This is a genomic window from Bradyrhizobium sp. WSM2254, assembly GCF_000472645.1.
Classification (GTDB): domain Bacteria; phylum Pseudomonadota; class Alphaproteobacteria; order Rhizobiales; family Xanthobacteraceae; genus Bradyrhizobium; species Bradyrhizobium niftali.
Genome location: NZ_KI421446.1, coordinates 303023 through 319685 on the forward strand (window position 1 = coordinate 303023; position 16663 = coordinate 319685).

General features: G+C 64.9%; 14 protein-coding genes and 1 tRNA gene. 10 read left to right on the plus strand and 5 right to left on the minus strand.

Annotated elements, in window-relative coordinates; genetic code table 11:
• Positions 1-160: 160 nt before the first annotated feature.
• The 4 genes from A3M7_RS0142225 (at position 161) to A3M7_RS0142240 (ending at position 4777) form a co-directional block, all read left to right on the plus strand.
• The gene (locus A3M7_RS0142225) at positions 161-1243 is read left to right on the plus strand and encodes a putative zinc-binding metallopeptidase (RefSeq protein ID WP_027549308.1); all 1083 of its coding nucleotides are present in this window, start codon (positions 161-163) and stop codon (positions 1241-1243) included.
• Between the two features lie 197 nt (positions 1244-1440).
• Complete coding sequence (locus A3M7_RS0142230) at positions 1441-3456, plus strand: acetyl/propionyl/methylcrotonyl-CoA carboxylase subunit alpha (protein ID WP_027549309.1); 2016 nt, start codon at positions 1441-1443, stop codon at positions 3454-3456.
• A 158-nt stretch (positions 3457-3614) separates the two neighbouring features.
• Positions 3615-4481, plus strand: coding sequence for an oxaloacetate decarboxylase (locus A3M7_RS0142235; RefSeq protein ID WP_027549310.1), 867 nt, complete (start codon positions 3615-3617; stop codon positions 4479-4481).
• Positions 4478-4777 carry an acylphosphatase gene (locus tag A3M7_RS0142240; RefSeq protein ID WP_027549311.1) on the plus strand — a complete coding sequence of 100 codons (300 nt, stop codon included), beginning with the start codon at positions 4478-4480 and terminating at the stop codon, positions 4775-4777. The genes A3M7_RS0142235 and A3M7_RS0142240 overlap by 4 nt, the downstream gene beginning before the upstream one ends.
• Positions 4778-4827: 50 nt before the next feature.
• On the opposite strand, the gene A3M7_RS0142245 is transcribed toward A3M7_RS0142240, so the two are convergent.
• Positions 4828-6348: a PAS domain-containing sensor histidine kinase gene (locus A3M7_RS0142245; RefSeq protein ID WP_027549312.1), complete on the minus strand. Its 1521-nt coding sequence runs from the start codon at positions 6346-6348 to the stop codon at positions 4828-4830.
• Between the two features lie 153 nt (positions 6349-6501).
• On the opposite strand from A3M7_RS0142245, the gene A3M7_RS0142250 reads away from it, so the two are divergent.
• The 3 genes from A3M7_RS0142250 to A3M7_RS0142260 are packed head-to-tail and all read left to right on the plus strand — an operon-like array spanning position 6502 to position 9174.
• Positions 6502-7059 (plus strand): GbsR/MarR family transcriptional regulator, encoded by a 558-nt coding sequence (locus A3M7_RS0142250; protein WP_027549313.1) that lies wholly within the window; start codon positions 6502-6504, stop codon positions 7057-7059.
• Between the two features lie 16 nt (positions 7060-7075).
• Positions 7076-7741 (plus strand): DUF4166 domain-containing protein, encoded by a 666-nt coding sequence (locus tag A3M7_RS0142255; protein WP_027549314.1) that lies wholly within the window; start codon positions 7076-7078, stop codon positions 7739-7741.
• Complete coding sequence (locus tag A3M7_RS0142260) at positions 7738-9174, plus strand: TIGR01777 family oxidoreductase (RefSeq protein WP_027549315.1); 1437 nt, start codon at positions 7738-7740, stop codon at positions 9172-9174. Before A3M7_RS0142255 ends, A3M7_RS0142260 begins: the two co-directional genes overlap by 4 nt.
• Positions 9175-9186: 12 nt before the next feature.
• On the opposite strand, the gene A3M7_RS0142265 is transcribed toward A3M7_RS0142260, so the two are convergent.
• Positions 9187-10038 carry a LysR substrate-binding domain-containing protein gene (locus A3M7_RS0142265; RefSeq protein ID WP_027549316.1) on the minus strand — a complete coding sequence of 284 codons (852 nt, stop codon included), beginning with the start codon at positions 10036-10038 and terminating at the stop codon, positions 9187-9189.
• Positions 10039-10151: 113 nt separating this feature from the next.
• Here A3M7_RS0142265 and A3M7_RS0142270 point away from each other — a divergent pair, with 113 nt between their 5' ends.
• A complete protein-coding gene (locus tag A3M7_RS0142270) occupies positions 10152-10574 on the plus strand; it encodes a 4-oxalocrotonate tautomerase family protein (RefSeq protein ID WP_027549317.1) in 423 nt (140 codons plus the stop codon).
• A gap of 347 nt (positions 10575-10921) precedes the next feature.
• Here the strand turns inward: A3M7_RS0142270 and A3M7_RS0142275 are convergent, their stop codons facing one another.
• Together A3M7_RS0142275 and lipB are read right to left on the minus strand one after the other, a co-directional pair.
• A complete protein-coding gene (locus A3M7_RS0142275; RefSeq protein ID WP_245284457.1) occupies positions 10922-13558 on the minus strand; it encodes an autotransporter domain-containing protein in 2637 nt (878 codons plus the stop codon).
• Between the two features lie 463 nt (positions 13559-14021).
• The gene (gene lipB / locus A3M7_RS0142285) at positions 14022-14771 is read right to left on the minus strand and encodes a lipoyl(octanoyl) transferase LipB (RefSeq protein WP_027549320.1); all 750 of its coding nucleotides are present in this window, start codon (positions 14769-14771) and stop codon (positions 14022-14024) included.
• 67 nt (positions 14772-14838) lie between these two features.
• Between lipB and A3M7_RS0142290 the strand changes: the two genes are divergently transcribed.
• Positions 14839-15081, plus strand: a complete 243-nt coding sequence (locus A3M7_RS0142290; protein ID WP_011088012.1) for a FliM/FliN family flagellar motor switch protein — start codon at positions 14839-14841, stop codon at positions 15079-15081.
• A gap of 191 nt (positions 15082-15272) precedes the next feature.
• Positions 15273-15357, plus strand: a tRNA-Leu gene (locus A3M7_RS0142295).
• Positions 15358-15727: 370 nt separating this feature from the next.
• Here A3M7_RS0142295 and A3M7_RS0142300 read toward each other — a convergent pair.
• Positions 15728-16636 carry a LysR substrate-binding domain-containing protein gene (locus A3M7_RS0142300; protein WP_245284458.1) on the minus strand — a complete coding sequence of 303 codons (909 nt, stop codon included), beginning with the start codon at positions 16634-16636 and terminating at the stop codon, positions 15728-15730.
• Between the last annotated feature and the right edge of the window lie 27 nt (positions 16637-16663).

The window sequence follows — 16663 nt, forward strand, 5'->3', positions numbered from 1 at the left end:
TCGGAAAGGCCCGCGGCCAGCCTGAACGCGGAAAAGTCCGGTCAGCTAACGGCGGGGCTGGCTATTTGTTCCGAAGATTGGAACGATGCGTCTGCGGACGCGTCTTTGCGAGGCGCCACGACGCTCATTCATAAAACTCCGTTTTCGAAGAGGCTAAATCTTGAAGCTCTTTGTCTGCCAGTCCTGCGGCAACGTTCTCTATTTCGAGAACCGCGCCTGCGGACGTTGCGGTCACCGCGTCGCCTTCCTCCCGGAGAAGGAGACGATGTCGGCGCTCGAGCCGGACGGCGAGGCTCAGGCGGTGTCCTGGACGACGCTGGCCGACAAGGGCAGGGGACGGATGCTCTGCCGCAATGCCGAGTACGATGCCTGCAACTGGCTGACGGATCCGGGCGATACCAACGGATATTGTCGCGCCTGCCGCCACAACGGCATGGTGCCTGATCTCTCCGATCCGGCTCAGCTCGCTGGCTGGCGCGAGCTGGAGGTGGGGAAACACCGGCTGTTCTATTCCCTGATCCGCTGGAAGCTGCCGCTCCAGAACCGGCAGGACAATCCCGAGCACGGCCTGATCTTCAACTTCCTCGCCGACGATCCGAACAGCGGACAGAGGATCATGACCGGCCATGACAACGGCCTGGTCACGATCGCGCTTACCGAAACCGACGGTATCGAGCGCGAGCGGCGCAGGCTGGAGATGGGCGAGCCCTACCGGACGCTGCTCGGGCATTTCCGCCACGAGGTCGGACATTATTTCTGGGATGTGCTGGTCCGCGCGGGCGGCAAGCTCGACGCATGCCGTGCTGTCTTCGGCGACGATTCGGCCGATTACGGCCAGGCCTTGCAGCGCCATTATGCCGAAGGCGCGCCGCCGGACTGGCAGCAGAACTATGTCTCTGCTTACGCCACGACGCACCCCTGGGAAGATTTCGCCGAAACCTGGGCGCACTACCTCCATATCGTCGACACCCTGGAGATGGCCTCCGAGTTCGGTATGGAGGTGCGGCCGCGGGTCGATCGCGACGGAGAGTTGTCGACGCGGCTCCGGTTCAACCCATACGAGGCGCGGGACGTCCAGACGCTGGTCGACGCATGGCTGCCCTTCACCTTCGCCCTGAACAGCGTCAACCGCGCCATGGGCATGCGCGACCTCTATCCGTTCATCCTGTCGCAGGCGGTGGTCGCCAAACTGGACTTCATTCACGCCCTGGTGCGGGGCGTGGCCAAGGTCGGGAAGCCGTAGGCCGCCCCGGGGCTCGCCAAGCCCGTTGCCCAAGCCGTAGCCCAAGTCCGTTTTGGTCTTGCGCTGGTACGCCAGAGGGGCCGGATTTTGACCGTTGCCTCCGGCCTATTTTGATGTACCACGGGGCCACACGGCCCGTCCCAGAGGCCCCAACGGTCGGGGAAGGGTCCCGCCCAAGGTCGAGACTCAAGAAAAGCATGTTCAAACGCATCCTGATCGCCAATCGCGGCGAAATCGCCTGCCGGGTCATCAAGACTGCCCGCCGGATGGGAATCGAAACGGTCGCGGTCTATTCCGAGGCCGACCGCGATGCCCTCCATGTCGAGATGGCCGACGAGGCGGTGCTGATCGGCCCGCCGGCCGCCGCCGAGAGCTATCTGGTGATCGAGAAGATCGTCGAGGCCTGCCGCAAGACGGGCGCCGAGGCGGTGCATCCCGGCTACGGCTTCCTGTCCGAGTGCGAGGCCTTTCCGCGCGCGCTGGAAGCCGCCGGCATCGTCTTCATCGGCCCGAACCCGGGCGCGATCGCCGCGATGGGCGACAAGATCGAATCCAAGAAGGCGGCCGCCAAGGCAAAGGTCTCGACCGTGCCGGGCTATCTCGGCGTCATCGAGGACGACAAGCACGCGGTCCGCATCGCCGACGAGATCGGCTACCCCGTGATGATCAAGGCCTCCGCCGGCGGCGGCGGCAAGGGCATGCGCATCGCGCATTCGAAGGGCGAGGTCGCCGAGGGCTTCAACCTCGCCAAGGCCGAGGCCAAGGCCTCGTTCGGCGACGACCGCGTCTTCGTCGAGAAGTTCATCGTCGATCCCCGCCACATCGAGATCCAGGTGCTGGGCGACAAGCACGGCAACGTCATCTATCTCGGCGAGCGCGAATGCTCGATCCAGCGCCGCAACCAGAAGGTCATCGAGGAGGCACCGTCGCCGCTGCTCGATGAAGCCACCCGCCGCAAGATGGGCGAGCAGGCGGTCGCGCTGGCCAAGGCCGTGAACTACGATTCCGCCGGCACCGTCGAGTTCGTCGCCGGCCAGGACAAGAGCTTCTTCTTCCTGGAGATGAACACGCGCCTGCAGGTCGAGCATCCCGTCACCGAGCTCGTGACCGGCATCGACCTCGTCGAGCAGATGATCCGGGTTGCCGCCGGCGAGAAGCTCGGCCTTGCGCAGAAGGACGTCACGCTCACCGGGTGGGCCGTGGAATCCCGCCTCTACGCCGAAGACCCGTTCCGCAACTTCCTGCCCTCGATCGGGCGCCTGGTGAAGTATCGTCCGCCGGCGGAAGCCAGCCAGGACGGCATCACGATCCGCAACGACACCGGCGTGCAGGAGGGCGGCGAGATCTCGATCCATTACGATCCGATGATCGCCAAGCTCGTCACCCACGCACCCTCGCGCGCGGCCGCGATCGAGGCGCAGGCGACGGCACTGGACTCGTTCTATGTCGACGGCATCAGGCACAACATCCCGTTCCTGTCGGCGCTGATGCACCATCCGCGCTGGCGCGAGGGCCGGCTCTCGACCGGCTTCATCGCCGAGGAATTCCCCAAGGGCTTTGCGGTGCGCGTGCCCGAGGGCGAGGTCGCCCGGCGGATCGCCGCGGTCGGCGCCGCCATCGATCACGTGCTCGGCGAGCGCAAGCGCCAGATTTCCGGTCAGCTTGGCGGCCGCGTCGTGCAGCGCGAGCGCCGCCGTGCGGTCTGGCTCGATCGCCAGGAGATCGGGCTCGAGGTCGCGCGCGAGGGCGAGGCGATCGCGATCCGCTTCGTCGATGCCGACGGCAAGGCCGGCAATGCGCATCTGTTGCAGTCGCCGTGGAAGCCGGGCGATCCGGTCTGGCAGGGCACCATCGACGGTCACTTCGTCGCGGTGCAGACGCGCCCGGTTCCCAACGGCATCCGTCTTGCGCATCAGGGTGTCGAGGTGCCGGTCTATGTCTGGACCGAAGCCGAAGCCGCCTCGGCGCGGCTGATGCCGGTGACCACGGCCTCCGACACCGGCAAGAAGCTGCTCTGCCCGATGCCCGGGCTGATCGTCTCGATCGCGGTGAGCGAGGGGCAGGAGGTCAAGGCCGGCGAGACGCTCGCGGTGGTCGAAGCGATGAAGATGCAGAACGTGCTCCGCGCCGAGCGGGACGGCACCGTGAAGAAGATCCACGCCAGCGCCGGTGCCACGCTCGCGGTCGACGCACTGATTTTGGAGTTTGCGTAAGGAGTGCGAGTGGGGTCCTAAGCGGGCTCCACGCGCTTCGTCATTGCGAGCGCAGCGAAGCAATCCAGACTGCCTCCGTGGAAAGATTCTGGATTGCTTCGCTGCGCTCGCAATGACGGAGTATGTTGCGACGGAGTTGCACCGACCGAGACAGCACCATGGCCTTCCGTTCCCGCCGCGAAAAATTGCGATCGATCCTGTCGGGTCCTGCCTGCATCCATCCCGGCTCGGTCTATGACGCCATCTCGATCCGCATCGCCGATGATCTCGGCTTTCCGCTCGGCATGTTCGGCGGTTCGGTGGCCTCGCTCGCCGTGCTCGGCGACCCCGATATCACGCTGATCACGCTCACCGAGCTCGCCGAGCAGATGCGGCGGATGTCGCGCGCCTCCGCGCTGCCGGTGCTGGTCGATGCCGATCACGGCTATGGCAATGCGCTCAACGTGCGCCGCACCGTGCAGGAGCTGGAGACGGCGGGGGCGGCCGGCCTCACCATCGAGGACACGCTGCTGCCGGCCGCCTTCGGTGAAGCGAAGACGCAACTGATCTCGCTGGAGGAGGGCGTCGGCAAGATGAAGGCGGCGCTCAGCGGTCGCAGCGATCCCTCGCTCGTCATCATGGGCCGTACCGGCGCGGCCGCGATCACGTCGCTCGAAGATACCATCCGGCGCGCGCGGGCATACGAGGCGACCGGCGTCGACGCGCTGTTCTTCACCGGCATCAAGTCGCGCGCGGAGCTCGAGGCCGTCGCGTCCGCCACGCATCTTCCGATCGTGCTCGGTGGTGCGCCGGAAGAGTTGAATGCGTCCGATTATCTCGTCTCCCAGCGCGTGCGCATCGCACTCCAGGGCCATGCGCCGATCGCGGCTGCGACGCAGGCCGTCTACGACACGCTGAAGGCGCTGCGCGAAGGCACCCCGCCCAAAGCGCTCAAGGGATTGGCGTCCGCGGAATTGACCAGCCGTGTCATGCGCGAGGCCGAGACGAAGGCGCGCAGCGCCGATGTGCTCGGACTAAAAGAATGAGCCGGGCGATCCTCCAGGTCATGATCCGCGGCCGCGTGCAGGGCGTCGGCTATCGTGCCTGGGTCGAATACCAGGCCACCACGAGCGGGCTCGAAGGCTGGGTCCGCAATCGCCGCGACGGCAGCGTCGAAGCGCTGTTCGCGGGCGCGCCGAACCACGTCGCCGACATGGTGGCGCTGTGCCGCCATGGTCCGCCATCCGCGCGCGTCGACAGCGTCACCAGCGAGACCGCCGGCGCGGACGAGCTGGACCTGCGCAGGGCAGGGGAGAAGTTCTCGGTTCTGCCGACGGTGTAGCTCTTCTCCCTCGCCCCGCTTGCGGGGAGAGGCGAAGTGGCAGCCGAGAGTCACCTCGGCAGCTTCGCGATCGCCTCGCTCAGCTCGTGGATCTCGTAGGGCTTGCGCAGGATCGGGAAGTCGCCGCGCACGTCGGCGGCGGCCTCGCTGTAGCCGGTGGCGAGCAGGATCGGCAGGCCGGGGCGGATCAGGCGCAGATGATGGGCGAGGGTGAGGCCGTCCATCTTGCCGGGCATCACGATGTCCGAGAAGACGAAGTCGACGCCGTTGTGCTCGAGCTCGCGCAGCGCGGATTCCGCGTCGGGGACGCGGCGAACGCGGTAGCCGAGCTGCTCCAGCAGGCCGATGCTGACGACGGCGACATCCGGATTGTCCTCGACCAGCAGCACCGTGCCGCTGCCGCGGAACGGCACTGCCTGCGCAGCTTCCCGCGCCGGCACATCCGTTCCGCGCGGCAGCAGGATGCTGAACGTCGTGCCCTTGCCGAGCTCGCTTGTGACCTTCACCGTGCCGCCGGCCTGATGCGCAAAGCCGTGCACCTGGGACAGGCCGAGACCGGTGCCCTTGCCGATCGGCTTGGTGGTGAAGAACGGCTCGAAAATCTTGTCGACGACGTCGGCGGGAATGCCGAGCCCGGTGTCGGCGATGTCGATCGCCACGAACTCGCCGGCGAGCGGCGGCTCGTCCAGCACGACATTGCGGGCGCTGATCGTCACCGTGCCGCCGTCGGGCATCGCATCGCGGGCATTGATGACGAGATTGAGCAGCGCAGTCTCGAACTCCGAGACGTCGGTCCTGATCGGCCAGACCTCGCGGGTGATGTCGAAGGCGAGGCGCACGGCGCTGCCGACGCCGGCGTCGAGCACCTCGCGGATCGCCCCGATGCGCTCGGAAAAATCGATCGCCTGCGGGTTGACGCTCTGTCGCCGCGCGAAGGTGAGGAGCTGGTTGGTCAGCGCGGCGCCGCGCCTGGTCGCAGTCTCGATCGCCGAGATCGCGCGCTGGAGCTTGGCATCGTCGTCGGTACCCCGCTTCAGGGTGTGAAGGCTGCCGCTGATGATCATCAGGAGATTGTTGAAATCGTGGGCGATGCCGCCGGTGAGCTGGCCGAGCGCGTCGAATTTCTGGGATTCGGCGAGCTGCTTCTGCATCGTCTCGAGCTTGAGCTGCGTGTTGCGCCGCTCGGTGATGTCGCGCGTGATCTTCGCGAAGCCGATGAGCTCGCGGCCCTCGTAGATCGGGTCGATCACGACGCTCGCCCAGAAGAAGGTGCCGTCCTTGCGGACGCGCCAGCCTTCTTCCTCATAGCGGCCCTTGTCGCGGGCGATGCCGAGTGCGCGGGCGGGCTTGCCATTGGCCCGATCGGTCTCGGTGTAGAAGCGCGAAAAGTGCTGGCCGACGATCTCGTCGGCCGAATAGCCCTTGATGCGCTCGCCACCGATATTCCAGCTCGTGATGATCCCCTTGGGATCGAGCATGTACAGGGCGTAGTCGGCAACTCCTTCGACCAACAGCCGGAAACTGCGTTCGCTCTCGAACACGTCTCTCTGCTGATTGGACATTCTAACCATTTCGGACACCCTGCCTCGACCGGTGCAAACGCCGAATGGGCACCTTGGTTCCCGATCTCTGGGAAGTTTTTAGGCAAATGCAGCGGCCGGTATGCAGGGGGGAGGCCGCCGGGAGCACTTGACACTCAATCTCATTCGTCAGATATTTCTGTTATGACAGAAATAACCGGAAAGAAGAAACTCCCCGCCGCCGTCGAGCGCTTCATCCTGCATTGGGGTGACATGGGCGACGGGTGGGGCGTCAACCGCTCCGTCAGCCAGATCCACGGGCTGCTCTATCTCGCGGAGGCGCCGATGACCGCCGAGGACATCGCCGACACGCTCGGCATGGCGCGCTCCAACGTCTCCAACTCGATCAAGGAGCTGCTGGCCTGGAACCTGATCCGGCGGGTGCCGATCCTCGGCGACCGCCGCGATCATTTCGAAGCCGAGACCGATATCTGGGAGGTTGCGGCCCGGATCGCGGCGCGGCGCAAGGAGCGCGAGCTCGATCCGGCGATCACGGCGCTCAGGGCCTGCGTGTCCGATGCGGCCGACGATCCGACCATCAATCCGGTCGCGAGCAAACGGCTGAAGGAGATGCTGGCCTTCACCGAGCTCGCCGACCACTGGTTCATGCAGATGCTGAAGGTGCCGCGGCCGCAGCTGGTCGCCCTGATGCGGCTTGGCGAGAAGATCGCCAACCTGCTGCCGCTGGGCAAGGCCAAATAGCGCGAGGGAGGGTGCGATGACGTCGGCTCGATTATCAGGCTCCAGCGCATCTCTTCCCATTCACACCAAACTGCTCGACGACCGCCGCTTCCGTGCGCTCCTGTCGGACGAGGACTGGGGCCGCCTGCCGCTCGCGACCTGGCGGCGCTTTTCCAAACGCGTCGCCGACGGCGACAGTGTCGCGTATGTCGGCGTTGTCGACGAGGTCGCCTTCAGCGACGCCGGCTGGTGGTTGGCGCAACTCGTACGCCTGATCGGCGGGCCGTTGCCGACCGGCCGCGACACCGGCGTGCCGATGATCGTCACGGTCACCGAGGACGCCGCAAGCGGCGGCCAGACCTGGACGCGGATCTGCGCGCGCAAGCGCGGCTTTCCGCAGGTGATCCATTCCGCAAAACGCTTCGCCGGCCCGACCGGGCTCGAGGAATATGTCGGCTTCGGCGTCTCGATGGCGCTGCGCATCGCGGTCGTGGACCAGGTGCTGATCTTCCGCAGCGCTGCTTACGGCCTCCAGCTCGGACGCCTGTGGATCCCGTTGCCGCGATGGCTCGCGCCGGGCGACCTCACGGTGACGCACAGCGATCTCGGCGAGGGCGCCTTCCGCTTCACCCTTGATGTCACCCACCCGCGTTACGGCGCGCTGATCCACCAGTCCGCCACGTTCAGGGAGGCCGTATCATGACGCCGCTGTTGTGGATCCTCATCGCCGTCCAGATCGTGATGGGCGTGTTCGACACCTTCTATCACCACGAATTCACCCAGCGCCTGGCCTGGCGGGTGTCGCAGCGCTTCGAGCTGAAGCTGCACGGCGTCCGCAACGTGCTCTATGCGCTGCTGTTCCTCGTGCTCGGCTGGCTCGAGGTTCATGGCGTGCTGGCGCTCTTGATCGTGGCGGTGCTTGTTGCCGAGGTCGTCATCACGCTGATGGATTTCGTCGAGGAGGATCTGAGCCGGAAATTGCCGCCGAGCGAGCGGATCAATCACACGCTCCTGGCGATCAACTACGGTGCCATCCTGGTGCTGCTGCTGCCGGTGCTGGTCGATTGGGCGATGCAGCCGTTCGGCGTGACCGTCGTGTATCAGGGCCTGCTCAGCATCGCCGCGACCGCCTGCGCGGTCGGCGCGGCGCTCTGCGGCGGCAGGGATTTTGCGGCGGTGCGCCGGCTCGGCCGCATGACGTGCGTGCCGGCGGCCGGGCTCGTCGAGAAACTTCCGGGCCGCAGGACCGTGCTGATATCAGGTGCCACCGGCTTCATCGGCAGCCGCCTCGCGGCGAGCCTCAGCGGGGCAGGGCATCACGTCATCGCGCTCATTCGCAACCCGGCGAAGGCCGAGCTGCTGCCGCCGCCGGTGACGCTGATCACCAGCCTCGATCAGCTCGCCTCGGACATGCGTATCGACGCCATCGTCAATCTCGCCGGCGAGCCGATCGGCAACGGCCTGTGGACCGAGGCCAAGCGCGCCGAGATGCTGAAGTCCCGCATCGACATGACGGGCGAGGTCGTCAAGCTGATCGCGCGGCTCGACCACAAGCCCGACGTGCTCGTCAGCGGCTCCGCGATCGGTTGGTACGGCCTGTGGGCCGACCAGGTGCTGACCGAGTCGGCGAAATCGCATGCCTGCTTCAGCCATGAGCTGTGCGCGGCCTGGGAGCAGGCGGCGCGGCCCGCGGAAGAGCTCGGCGTGCGCGTGGTCTATTTGCGCATCGGCCTCGTGCTCGGCACCGAGGGCGGCTTCATCACGCGCATGCTGACGCCGTTCGAATTCGGCCTCGGCGGGCCGCTCGGCACCGGGCGGCAGTGGATGTCCTGGATCGAGCGCGACGATCTCATTCGGCTGATCGCCTATGTGATGGCGACCCCCGATCTCGCAGGTCCCGTCAACGCCACCGCGCCGATCCCGGTCACCAATGCAAAGTTCACCGAGGAGCTCGGCCGCCGCCTGCATCGGCCCGCAATGTTCCGCATTCCCGGTGGCCTCTTGCGCCGGATCGGTGGCGGCTTTGCCGACGAGCTGCTGCTCGGCGGCCAGCGGGTGCTGCCCAACAAGGCGCTCAGCCGCGGCTTCGTGTTTCGGCACGAGACGCTGCGCAGCGCGTTCGAAGCGATCTTGTGAGCTAGGGTCATGTCAGGCGGCGACGCTCTTGAACGTCGCCGCCACCGCACGCAGCGCCGCCAGCTTGGCGGGGTCGCTGACCTTCGAATGCAGCATGACCTTCGAGCTGCCGAGTTTCGGCAGCCTGTGTGCGGGGCCGATGTCGATGAGGCCGGGTGGCGCGATCCGCCGCGCCAGCGGCGCGATCGCAAGTCCGGCAAGTGCGGCCGCGACCACCGCCGTGACGCCGCCGCCGACAAAGCGCTCGCGCCAGGCGAGGCCGGCCTTGTCGAGCGCACGCACGGCGACGGCGCGGACGCCGCAGGGCGGGGCGAGCGTTGCGAGTGGCAGCGGCTCGCCCTTGGGCAGGGCGAAGCGGCGTGACGCGAACCAGCCGAATTCATCCTCGGCCAATTTCTCGCCGCCGCGGCGGCTGCCTTCCTGGCGAACGATCACCGCATCCAACTCGCCCGCGTCATAAGCGTCCTGCATCTCGCGCGAGAAGCCGATGGTGACGGCGAGCGTGAGATTCGCAGACATCGCGTGCAGCCGTTCGAGCAGCGGCACCAGTTCAGGGCCCGCGGCGTGGTCGGAGATGCCGAGCGAAAGCGACTGCGCGGCGGACGCCTCGCCGGACAGCGCGTGGTCATGCGCTTCGATCAGCGCGCGGGCGCGTTCGAGAAATGCTGCGCCGTCGGCGGTGAGCCGGACCGCGCGTGGCGAGCGCTCGACGAGCCGCTTCCCCAGCAACGTCTCCAGCCGTTGCAGCTTGAGGCTGACGGCCGCCTGCGTCGTGCCGAGCGCTTCGGCGGCGCGGGTAAAGCTCTGGAGGTCGGCGACCAGCAGGAAGGCCTTGATGGTGGCGATGTCGAGGGTGGCTGTCATTATGAATGGTTATCACTGGTATCAACAGAGATAAGATACCAAAATGACGAGGGGAGGTCTAGCTTCTCATCACCGCCGCGCAACGCCAGTGCGGCATCTTGAGGAGAACGACCATGCCCCTGATCACCGTGTCCTACACCACCTCCCGCCAGTCACCCTCGCTGAAGGCCGACATCGCGAATGCCGTGTCCGAGCTCACCGCAAAAATCCTGCACAAGGATCCCAAGGTCACCGCCATCATCGTGAAATCGGTCGATGCCGGCGACTGGTTCGCCGGCGGCAAATCGCTCGCCGAGCAGAAGCTCGCAAGCTACTGGATCGACATCCACGTCAGCGAAGGCACCAACACCAAGGACGAGAAGGCGGCCTATCTCGCCGCGATGTTCAAGCGCATGGCCGAGATCCTGGGCCCGCTGCACCCCGAGACGTACCTGCATGTCGACGAGGTCAAGGGCGACGCCTACGGTTTTGGCGGCCTGACCCAGGAGCGCCGCTACATCGCCGGCAAGCTCGAGGTTGCGCTGAAGGCGGCATGATGTTGCAGGCCGCGGGTGAACAATCCCACCCGCGGCGGCGATTTTGATCAGCGCGTCAATTGTCTTGCCCATTGTTTGCCTGCTCACCGGGATTCCGGCTGCCATTGCAATTTGGCTGAGCGAGAAGTTTCACATACGGTCGCTTTATTAGGCTTGCGTCGGCAGTGCGATCGGTGCCGCGAGTCAAACCGTGCTCTTCCGGTCGCTCACTCTTTTCAGCTTGCTGTTTGTCGTGGCTGGGTGTCTTGCCGGGCTTGACTATTGGTATGTCGCGGGACGCCACGCGGGCAGCGATCGTCCTGCAAGCTAGCAGTTGAGTGCTCGTGATCCCGTCCCTGCCGCCGTCCTTACCAAGTATAGCGCACGCTACCCTTACCGGCGTAGGAGCTGGTGACGTTGGAGAACTCGCCTTCAAACGTCGCCGCTGCCGACCAGCCATTTAGCCATTTCATCTCGATCGAGGCTGTGGTCAGGGCTGAATCGGAAGCTTGCGCCGCGCCATTGACGACGAAACTCGTGCCGGGCAACGACTGGAACGTCGCTGCGATCGAGCGATCCGGGTTGAAATCATGCGCCCAGGCCAGGCGGCTGCGAACAGTCAGTATGCCATTCGCGGCAGCGAACGACTTGTCGGTGCGAAGGCCGAGTTCGCTGCGCAGGTCGGTGACGCTCTTCGCAGCGTAGGCCAGCGCAAAGTTCTGCGTGCCCGTCACCACGCTCTCGGCGTAGGCCGGCAGGTCGAAGGTCGTAAACTGGCCGGCCGCGTAGGGTGTGATTCCGACGCCGCCCACCCATGGCGCAACGAAGCGATGACCGCCTTCGAGGCGTCCGGAATAGGCGTTCGCGTCGAATGCCGCGCGAAGATGATCGATTCCTGCTACCGTCACGCTGCGGTCGGTGGAGATGCTCTGCCAGCCGTAGGCGAGGGCAGCGGTGATGTAGGCGCTGCCCGCGGTATGGCGGACGTAAGCGCCGGCCTGGAAGAGGTCGGATCGGCCGCTGCCGAGATTGTTCACGCTGAAGCTCGTCCCGCCGCCGGCCAATGCGAAGCCCGCCAGCGTGTTCGGCGAAAACAGATAGTCCGCACCGACCGCCGTTCCAAAGATGCGGCTGGTGGTGTCGTTCGAGCCGACGACCGCATTGCCGGTCGTCGATTGCGAGCCGCCATAACCCGCGGCCCACACGGTCCAGCGCTGCACGAAGGTCGTCGTCGGCGCCTTGGTGAGCATCGCGAAGGCATCAGTCTTCCTGCGCGCGGCATACGCGCTCGCCTGGTCGCTCTCTGCCGCGTAGCCCGTCGGCAAGCTTGCGCCGTTGATGCCATTGCCTCGTCCCGCGGGGGGATCGGTGAGCAGGCCCATGAACTGACTCATGGCGGTGAACGTGCTCTGCTGCGATCCGGTCGCGCTCTCGCCTGATGCTTGCGTCAGGCCTGCGGCCGTCAATCCAGCAAATGTCAGGGGAATGCTGCCACCGCTATTGAAGTAATTTGAGATCGCGTTGCCGACCGCTTGCTGGTTGCCGTTGTTCCCCGGCGCAGCAAGAGCGAGCGAGAGGGTCAGGAACGCATCGTTGGCATCATAGCTCAAAGCCGCCTTGAAGGTAGACGGCAGGTTGGTGTTGACGGAACCGAAACTGCCGGTGACGCCGCCGCTTGCGGTCAGAATGGTGTACTTCTTGAAGACATAGCCGCCATTGGCGAGGTTGGCGTCGACGGTTGCGCCGCCAAGCTGGGCCGAGCCGGTTATCGTCGCAAAAGAGGCCGTCGAGGGATTGAGATAGACGGCGTAGCGCGCACCGGACGCGAAGGCCAGATTGCCGGCAACCGTCATCGAGGTGCCGGGAACGTTGATGGTGCCGGGCGCGAAAGTGCCGCCCGAATTGACCGTCGTGTCGCCGACCGATCCGGTGCCGGTCAGCAGACCTCCCGCATTGACCGTCGAATCGGATACCGAGCCCGTCACGTTGAGTGTGCCGCCGTTGACCGTCACGTTGCTGCTGGTGATGGCGCCAGTCACGCTCAGCGTGCCGCCACTGATCGTCGTCGCGCCAGTGTAGGTGTTGGTGGCGCTCAGGATCGTCGTTCCGTTCTCCACCTCAACGCTACCTGCGCCTGTGATCGTGGGCGCGAATGCGTAGCTGTTCGATGTGTGATTGAAGACGACCGATCCGGTGCCTGCGCCGAACGTAACGGTGGGCACATTTAGTGTGCCCGGCGCGGCGGCCGCTGTGCCGGGATCTCCGCCGATGACGATCTTCGACAAGGAGCCCGTCTGGCCGGCTACCGAAGCTGATGTTGCGGTGACCTGGCCTCCATTCCGCAATGTCAGTGTTCCGTCGCCCTGATTGCCGACCAGAAGTGCACCGCTAATGCTCCAGGCAGAAGATGCTCCCGTCACCAGAACGTCGCCAGTCGTGTGTCCACCGACGCCATTCACGCCGAGCATTGCGCCGCCCGATTGTACGAACCCTCCATTTTCGATCGTTAATTTGCCGTGCCCCAAGGCGCCGATTTGCATCGCGCCTGTAACCGTCCACGAAGACCCCGCACCTGAAACCAGCGCCGTCGCTGTCCCCATCGGCTGAATTGCGCTAGCGGCGACCACGAAATCAGCGGTGCCATTCGTGGTGACAGTCCCGCCGTTGCGGATGATGAGGTTAGCAGTGCTATTGATGCCTCCGAGTCTCATGTCAAAGCTGCTCGTGAAACTTGAACCCGGTCCGTCCACGATCAGATTGACGGTTGCACCCGCTGTGCCGATGACGTTGGCGACGTTGTTGGAGCTGACTGCAGCTCCATTCTCGATGGAGAGTGTGCCGTTGCGAAAGTCGGTGATGCCGTTGATCGACCAGGTTGTGCCGGCGCCAGTGGCGGTGATCAGTCCCTGACTTGTCGACGATCCCATGGTTGCTGCGGCTGAGTTCGCGGTGCCATTGATGACCGCCGGGTTGGGCGTCGTCGTGTCCACCGTGACGAGAGTCACCGCACTGGGGACCCCCGCGGTCCAGTTCGTCGCATCGAACCAATCTGTAGAGGTTGCCCCAGTCCAGGTCGACTGCGCCATTGCAGCTGACGACATCACGGTCGCGAGAGCGGCACTCGCGATCCAGACCAAGCGATGTCGAGCGATAGGCGATGAACTCTGCCGGGCGGACGTGATGATATTGGTTCGACCAGCGCGTACAGAAGAGCGGAAGCCGATGGGGCTCCCCGAAAAACCTGTCACCGATTATTCCCAACATGGCCGCCGGGTACGACCGACCATGCCCTTACCTGTCTTTGCAGCGGGAATTATATGAGGAGTGGCGCGAGCGGTACAACACTGGCGAGCTCGCGGCGCGCCGTGCTGCCACAATTCGCACCGCTATTTCGGGCACTGTAGCTCCCGGAACACACAGGCGCATCCCCTCGCGCGCGATCGCGCTGCACGGCCGCGAGGACAAAGCCTAGCTCGCCGCTTCCGGCACCAGCGCCTTCGTCGGCCCGAACAGCTCTTCGAACGCTTGCCGAAGCGCGACGTCGACATCGGCCATCGTCACGAGCTGGCCGAGATCGACCAGCGAGGTGACGCCGTAGCGCGCGTCAGTGACGCCGCAGGGGACGATGCCGGCGAAATGCGCAAGCTCCGGCTCGACATTGATGGCGATGCCGTGGAACGAGACCCAGCGCTTCAGCCGGACGCCGATCGCCGCGATCTTGTCTTCGTGCTCGGACCCCTTGTCGGGGCGCTTCACCCAGACGCCGACCCGGTCCTCGCGCCGCTCGCCGCGGACGTTGAAGGCGGCGAGTGTGCGCAGGATCAATTCCTCCAGGCTCGCGACATAGGCCCGCACGTCCGGCCGGCGCTGCTTGAGGTCGAGCATGATGTAGGCCACCCGCTGGCCGGGCCCGTGATAGGTCAGCTGCCCACCGCGCCCGGTAGCAAAGACCGGGAATCGGGAATCGAGCAGGTCGGATTCCTTGCCCGAGGTGCCGGAGGTGTAGAGCGGGGGGTGTTCGAGCAGCCAGACCAGCTCCGGAGCCTCGCCCGCCGCGATTGCGGCGACCCGCGCCTCCATGGCGGCGACGGCCTCCGGATAGGGCACCGGCGCGTCCGAGATCCGCCACTCCACGGGCGTGCCCGCGGAAGCGGAAAACGACGTCAAATCGAGGTCTTGACGCTGATCTTGGCGGGGGTTGTGAGGCGAATTAACCATTGGCTAACCATAACGTGGTGATGATTGCAGGCGCAAATGCCAGTCTCAAGTTGCGGCGGTCCTGACAGTGCCCACTCTCGATAAAGTCACCGTGGATCTCATGGTCGTCCTCGGGACGACCACCATGCCGATCCATCAGGTATTACGTCTTTCCCGCGGCGCCATCATCGAGCTCGACGCAACCGAGGCCGACGAGGTCAAGGTTTTGGCCAACAACCTGCCGGTCGCCTCCGGCGTCGTGCTGGTCGACCGCAACCGGATCGCGGTCGAGGTCAAGCAGATGCTGCCGCGCACGCCGGGCACGCGGTAGCGGCTGGGCACGCGGTAGCGGCCGGGACAGGCGGTCGCGGGCACCCGATAGGGCCGGACCGGGGCAGGGCGGAACTTTCTTCCCAAGCTTGTGGAATTCGGGGCCTTTGCAGGCTTGTACCCCTCTGATGGATTTGTTAGATCGGCGCCGTTGATCCGGCAGGCCTCAAGCCTTAAGCCGGCATCCCCAAAGCGCTCGTGGCGGAACTGGTAGACGCGCTGCCTTGAGGTGGCAGTGAGTAAAATCGTGGGGGTTCGAGTCCCTCCGAGCGCACCATAAGCCCACATTCCTATTGAAATGATTAGGCTTTTTTCCGGGTGCCACCCCGGGAATGTTCCTCCGTTCCCGTGCGGCGTTCGCAGGTTGTTCGCTTCGGGTGCCCGTAGGACGTCGTCGAGTGATCGGCTCTGATCGAACGCGACGATCTTTTCCATGCCGCTGACGCCGAACTTCTCTCGATTCGCCTGAGCGATGTAATGCGCGGGCATTTTCGGATCGTTGGAGTGTCGGTCGAGCCGACGTCGAACCGTCGCGTCATATCGGGAAGCGGCGAGTGCAGAAACGCCTGAGCGCGGTTGCACTTGAGTTCTCTAACTAGATCCAGCTGCCTACCGCGTTGGTACGCAGTGCGCTGAGTGGTAGCGCGCTAACGCCGCCGAGTAGGCTTCTGGGAGAGAAAGAGCGCGACATAGGCCAGAAGGTCTTCCATGAACTGCTTGGCCAAGCGCGATAGCGGGCGGTGTTGCGAGTGCACGACACGGTAGCCAATGTCGATGCTCGGCTTGAATGGGCGGATCGCGACTCCACGTCCCAAAAAGTCGCGGGCGCTGAAAGGGTCGACGATTGTCACGCCCGCGCCAGCCAGAACCAGCGAGCACGCGCTTGTAGATAGAGAAGCTACAATCATCCGCCGATATTGAATCGATCTAAGCGCTGTTTCGACGCCATGTCGAAGATCGCTGCCCGATCCAAGCATGATGATAGATTCGTTGACCAGATCCGAGGCTCGAATTGCCGTACACTTTGTGAGCCTATGACCGTTCGGTAATACGACAACAGCCGATGCCGTGATGCTGGAAAAGCTTACGGAGGATCGCTCCGCCGATGCCATACACACACCGATGTCATAGCGGCCGCCGGCGACCCGCTCTACGACCGAGTGTGAGGGGATCCCGTCGAGCTGAATGTCGACGTCCGGACGGTTTCGGCAGAAGTCAGCAATAAAGTGGGGCAGGAAATGGATCGCCATTGCAGGCATAGCGGCAATGCGGAGCGATCCGGAACGCTTATTTCGCAGATTGTCGGCATGGGCCGTTAAACGGTCCAGCCCGAGGAATGTGCGCTCGACTTCGGCCAATAGATCGATCGCTTCAGCAGTTGGAACGACTTGATTTCCCCGACGATGGAAGAGCGTTAGGTCAAGCACGTATTCAAGATCGCGGATCAAACGGCTCACGGCCGGTTGAGTGATGTGCAGCGTTTCGGCCGCGGCGGTCATCGCGCCGGTCAGCATCACCGCTCGGAAAGCTTCAACCTGCCGACTGTTAATCCTCACGAGCGCTCCACCATAACATTTTTGTAT

Excerpts from the sequence above, each read along its gene's own strand:
- A3M7_RS0142230 (WP_027549309.1), top strand. The coding sequence starts at position 1,441 with ATGTTCAAACGCATCCTGATCGCCAATCGCGGCGAAATCGCCTGCCGG.
- A3M7_RS0142235 (WP_027549310.1), top strand. The coding sequence starts at position 3,615 with ATGGCCTTCCGTTCCCGCCGCGAAAAATTGCGATCGATCCTGTCGGGT.
- A3M7_RS0142240 (WP_027549311.1), top strand. The coding sequence starts at position 4,478 with ATGAGCCGGGCGATCCTCCAGGTCATGATCCGCGGCCGCGTGCAGGGC.
- A3M7_RS0142245 (WP_027549312.1), bottom strand. The coding sequence starts at position 6,348 with ATGGTTAGAATGTCCAATCAGCAGAGAGACGTGTTCGAGAGCGAACGC.
- A3M7_RS0142250 (WP_027549313.1), top strand. The coding sequence starts at position 6,502 with ATGACAGAAATAACCGGAAAGAAGAAACTCCCCGCCGCCGTCGAGCGC.
- A3M7_RS0142255 (WP_027549314.1), top strand. The coding sequence starts at position 7,076 with ATGACGTCGGCTCGATTATCAGGCTCCAGCGCATCTCTTCCCATTCAC.
- A3M7_RS0142260 (WP_027549315.1), top strand. The coding sequence starts at position 7,738 with ATGACGCCGCTGTTGTGGATCCTCATCGCCGTCCAGATCGTGATGGGC.
- A3M7_RS0142265 (WP_027549316.1), bottom strand. The coding sequence starts at position 10,038 with ATGACAGCCACCCTCGACATCGCCACCATCAAGGCCTTCCTGCTGGTC.
- A3M7_RS0142270 (WP_027549317.1), top strand. The coding sequence starts at position 10,152 with ATGCCCCTGATCACCGTGTCCTACACCACCTCCCGCCAGTCACCCTCG.
- lipB (WP_027549320.1), bottom strand. The coding sequence starts at position 14,771 with ATGGTTAATTCGCCTCACAACCCCCGCCAAGATCAGCGTCAAGACCTC.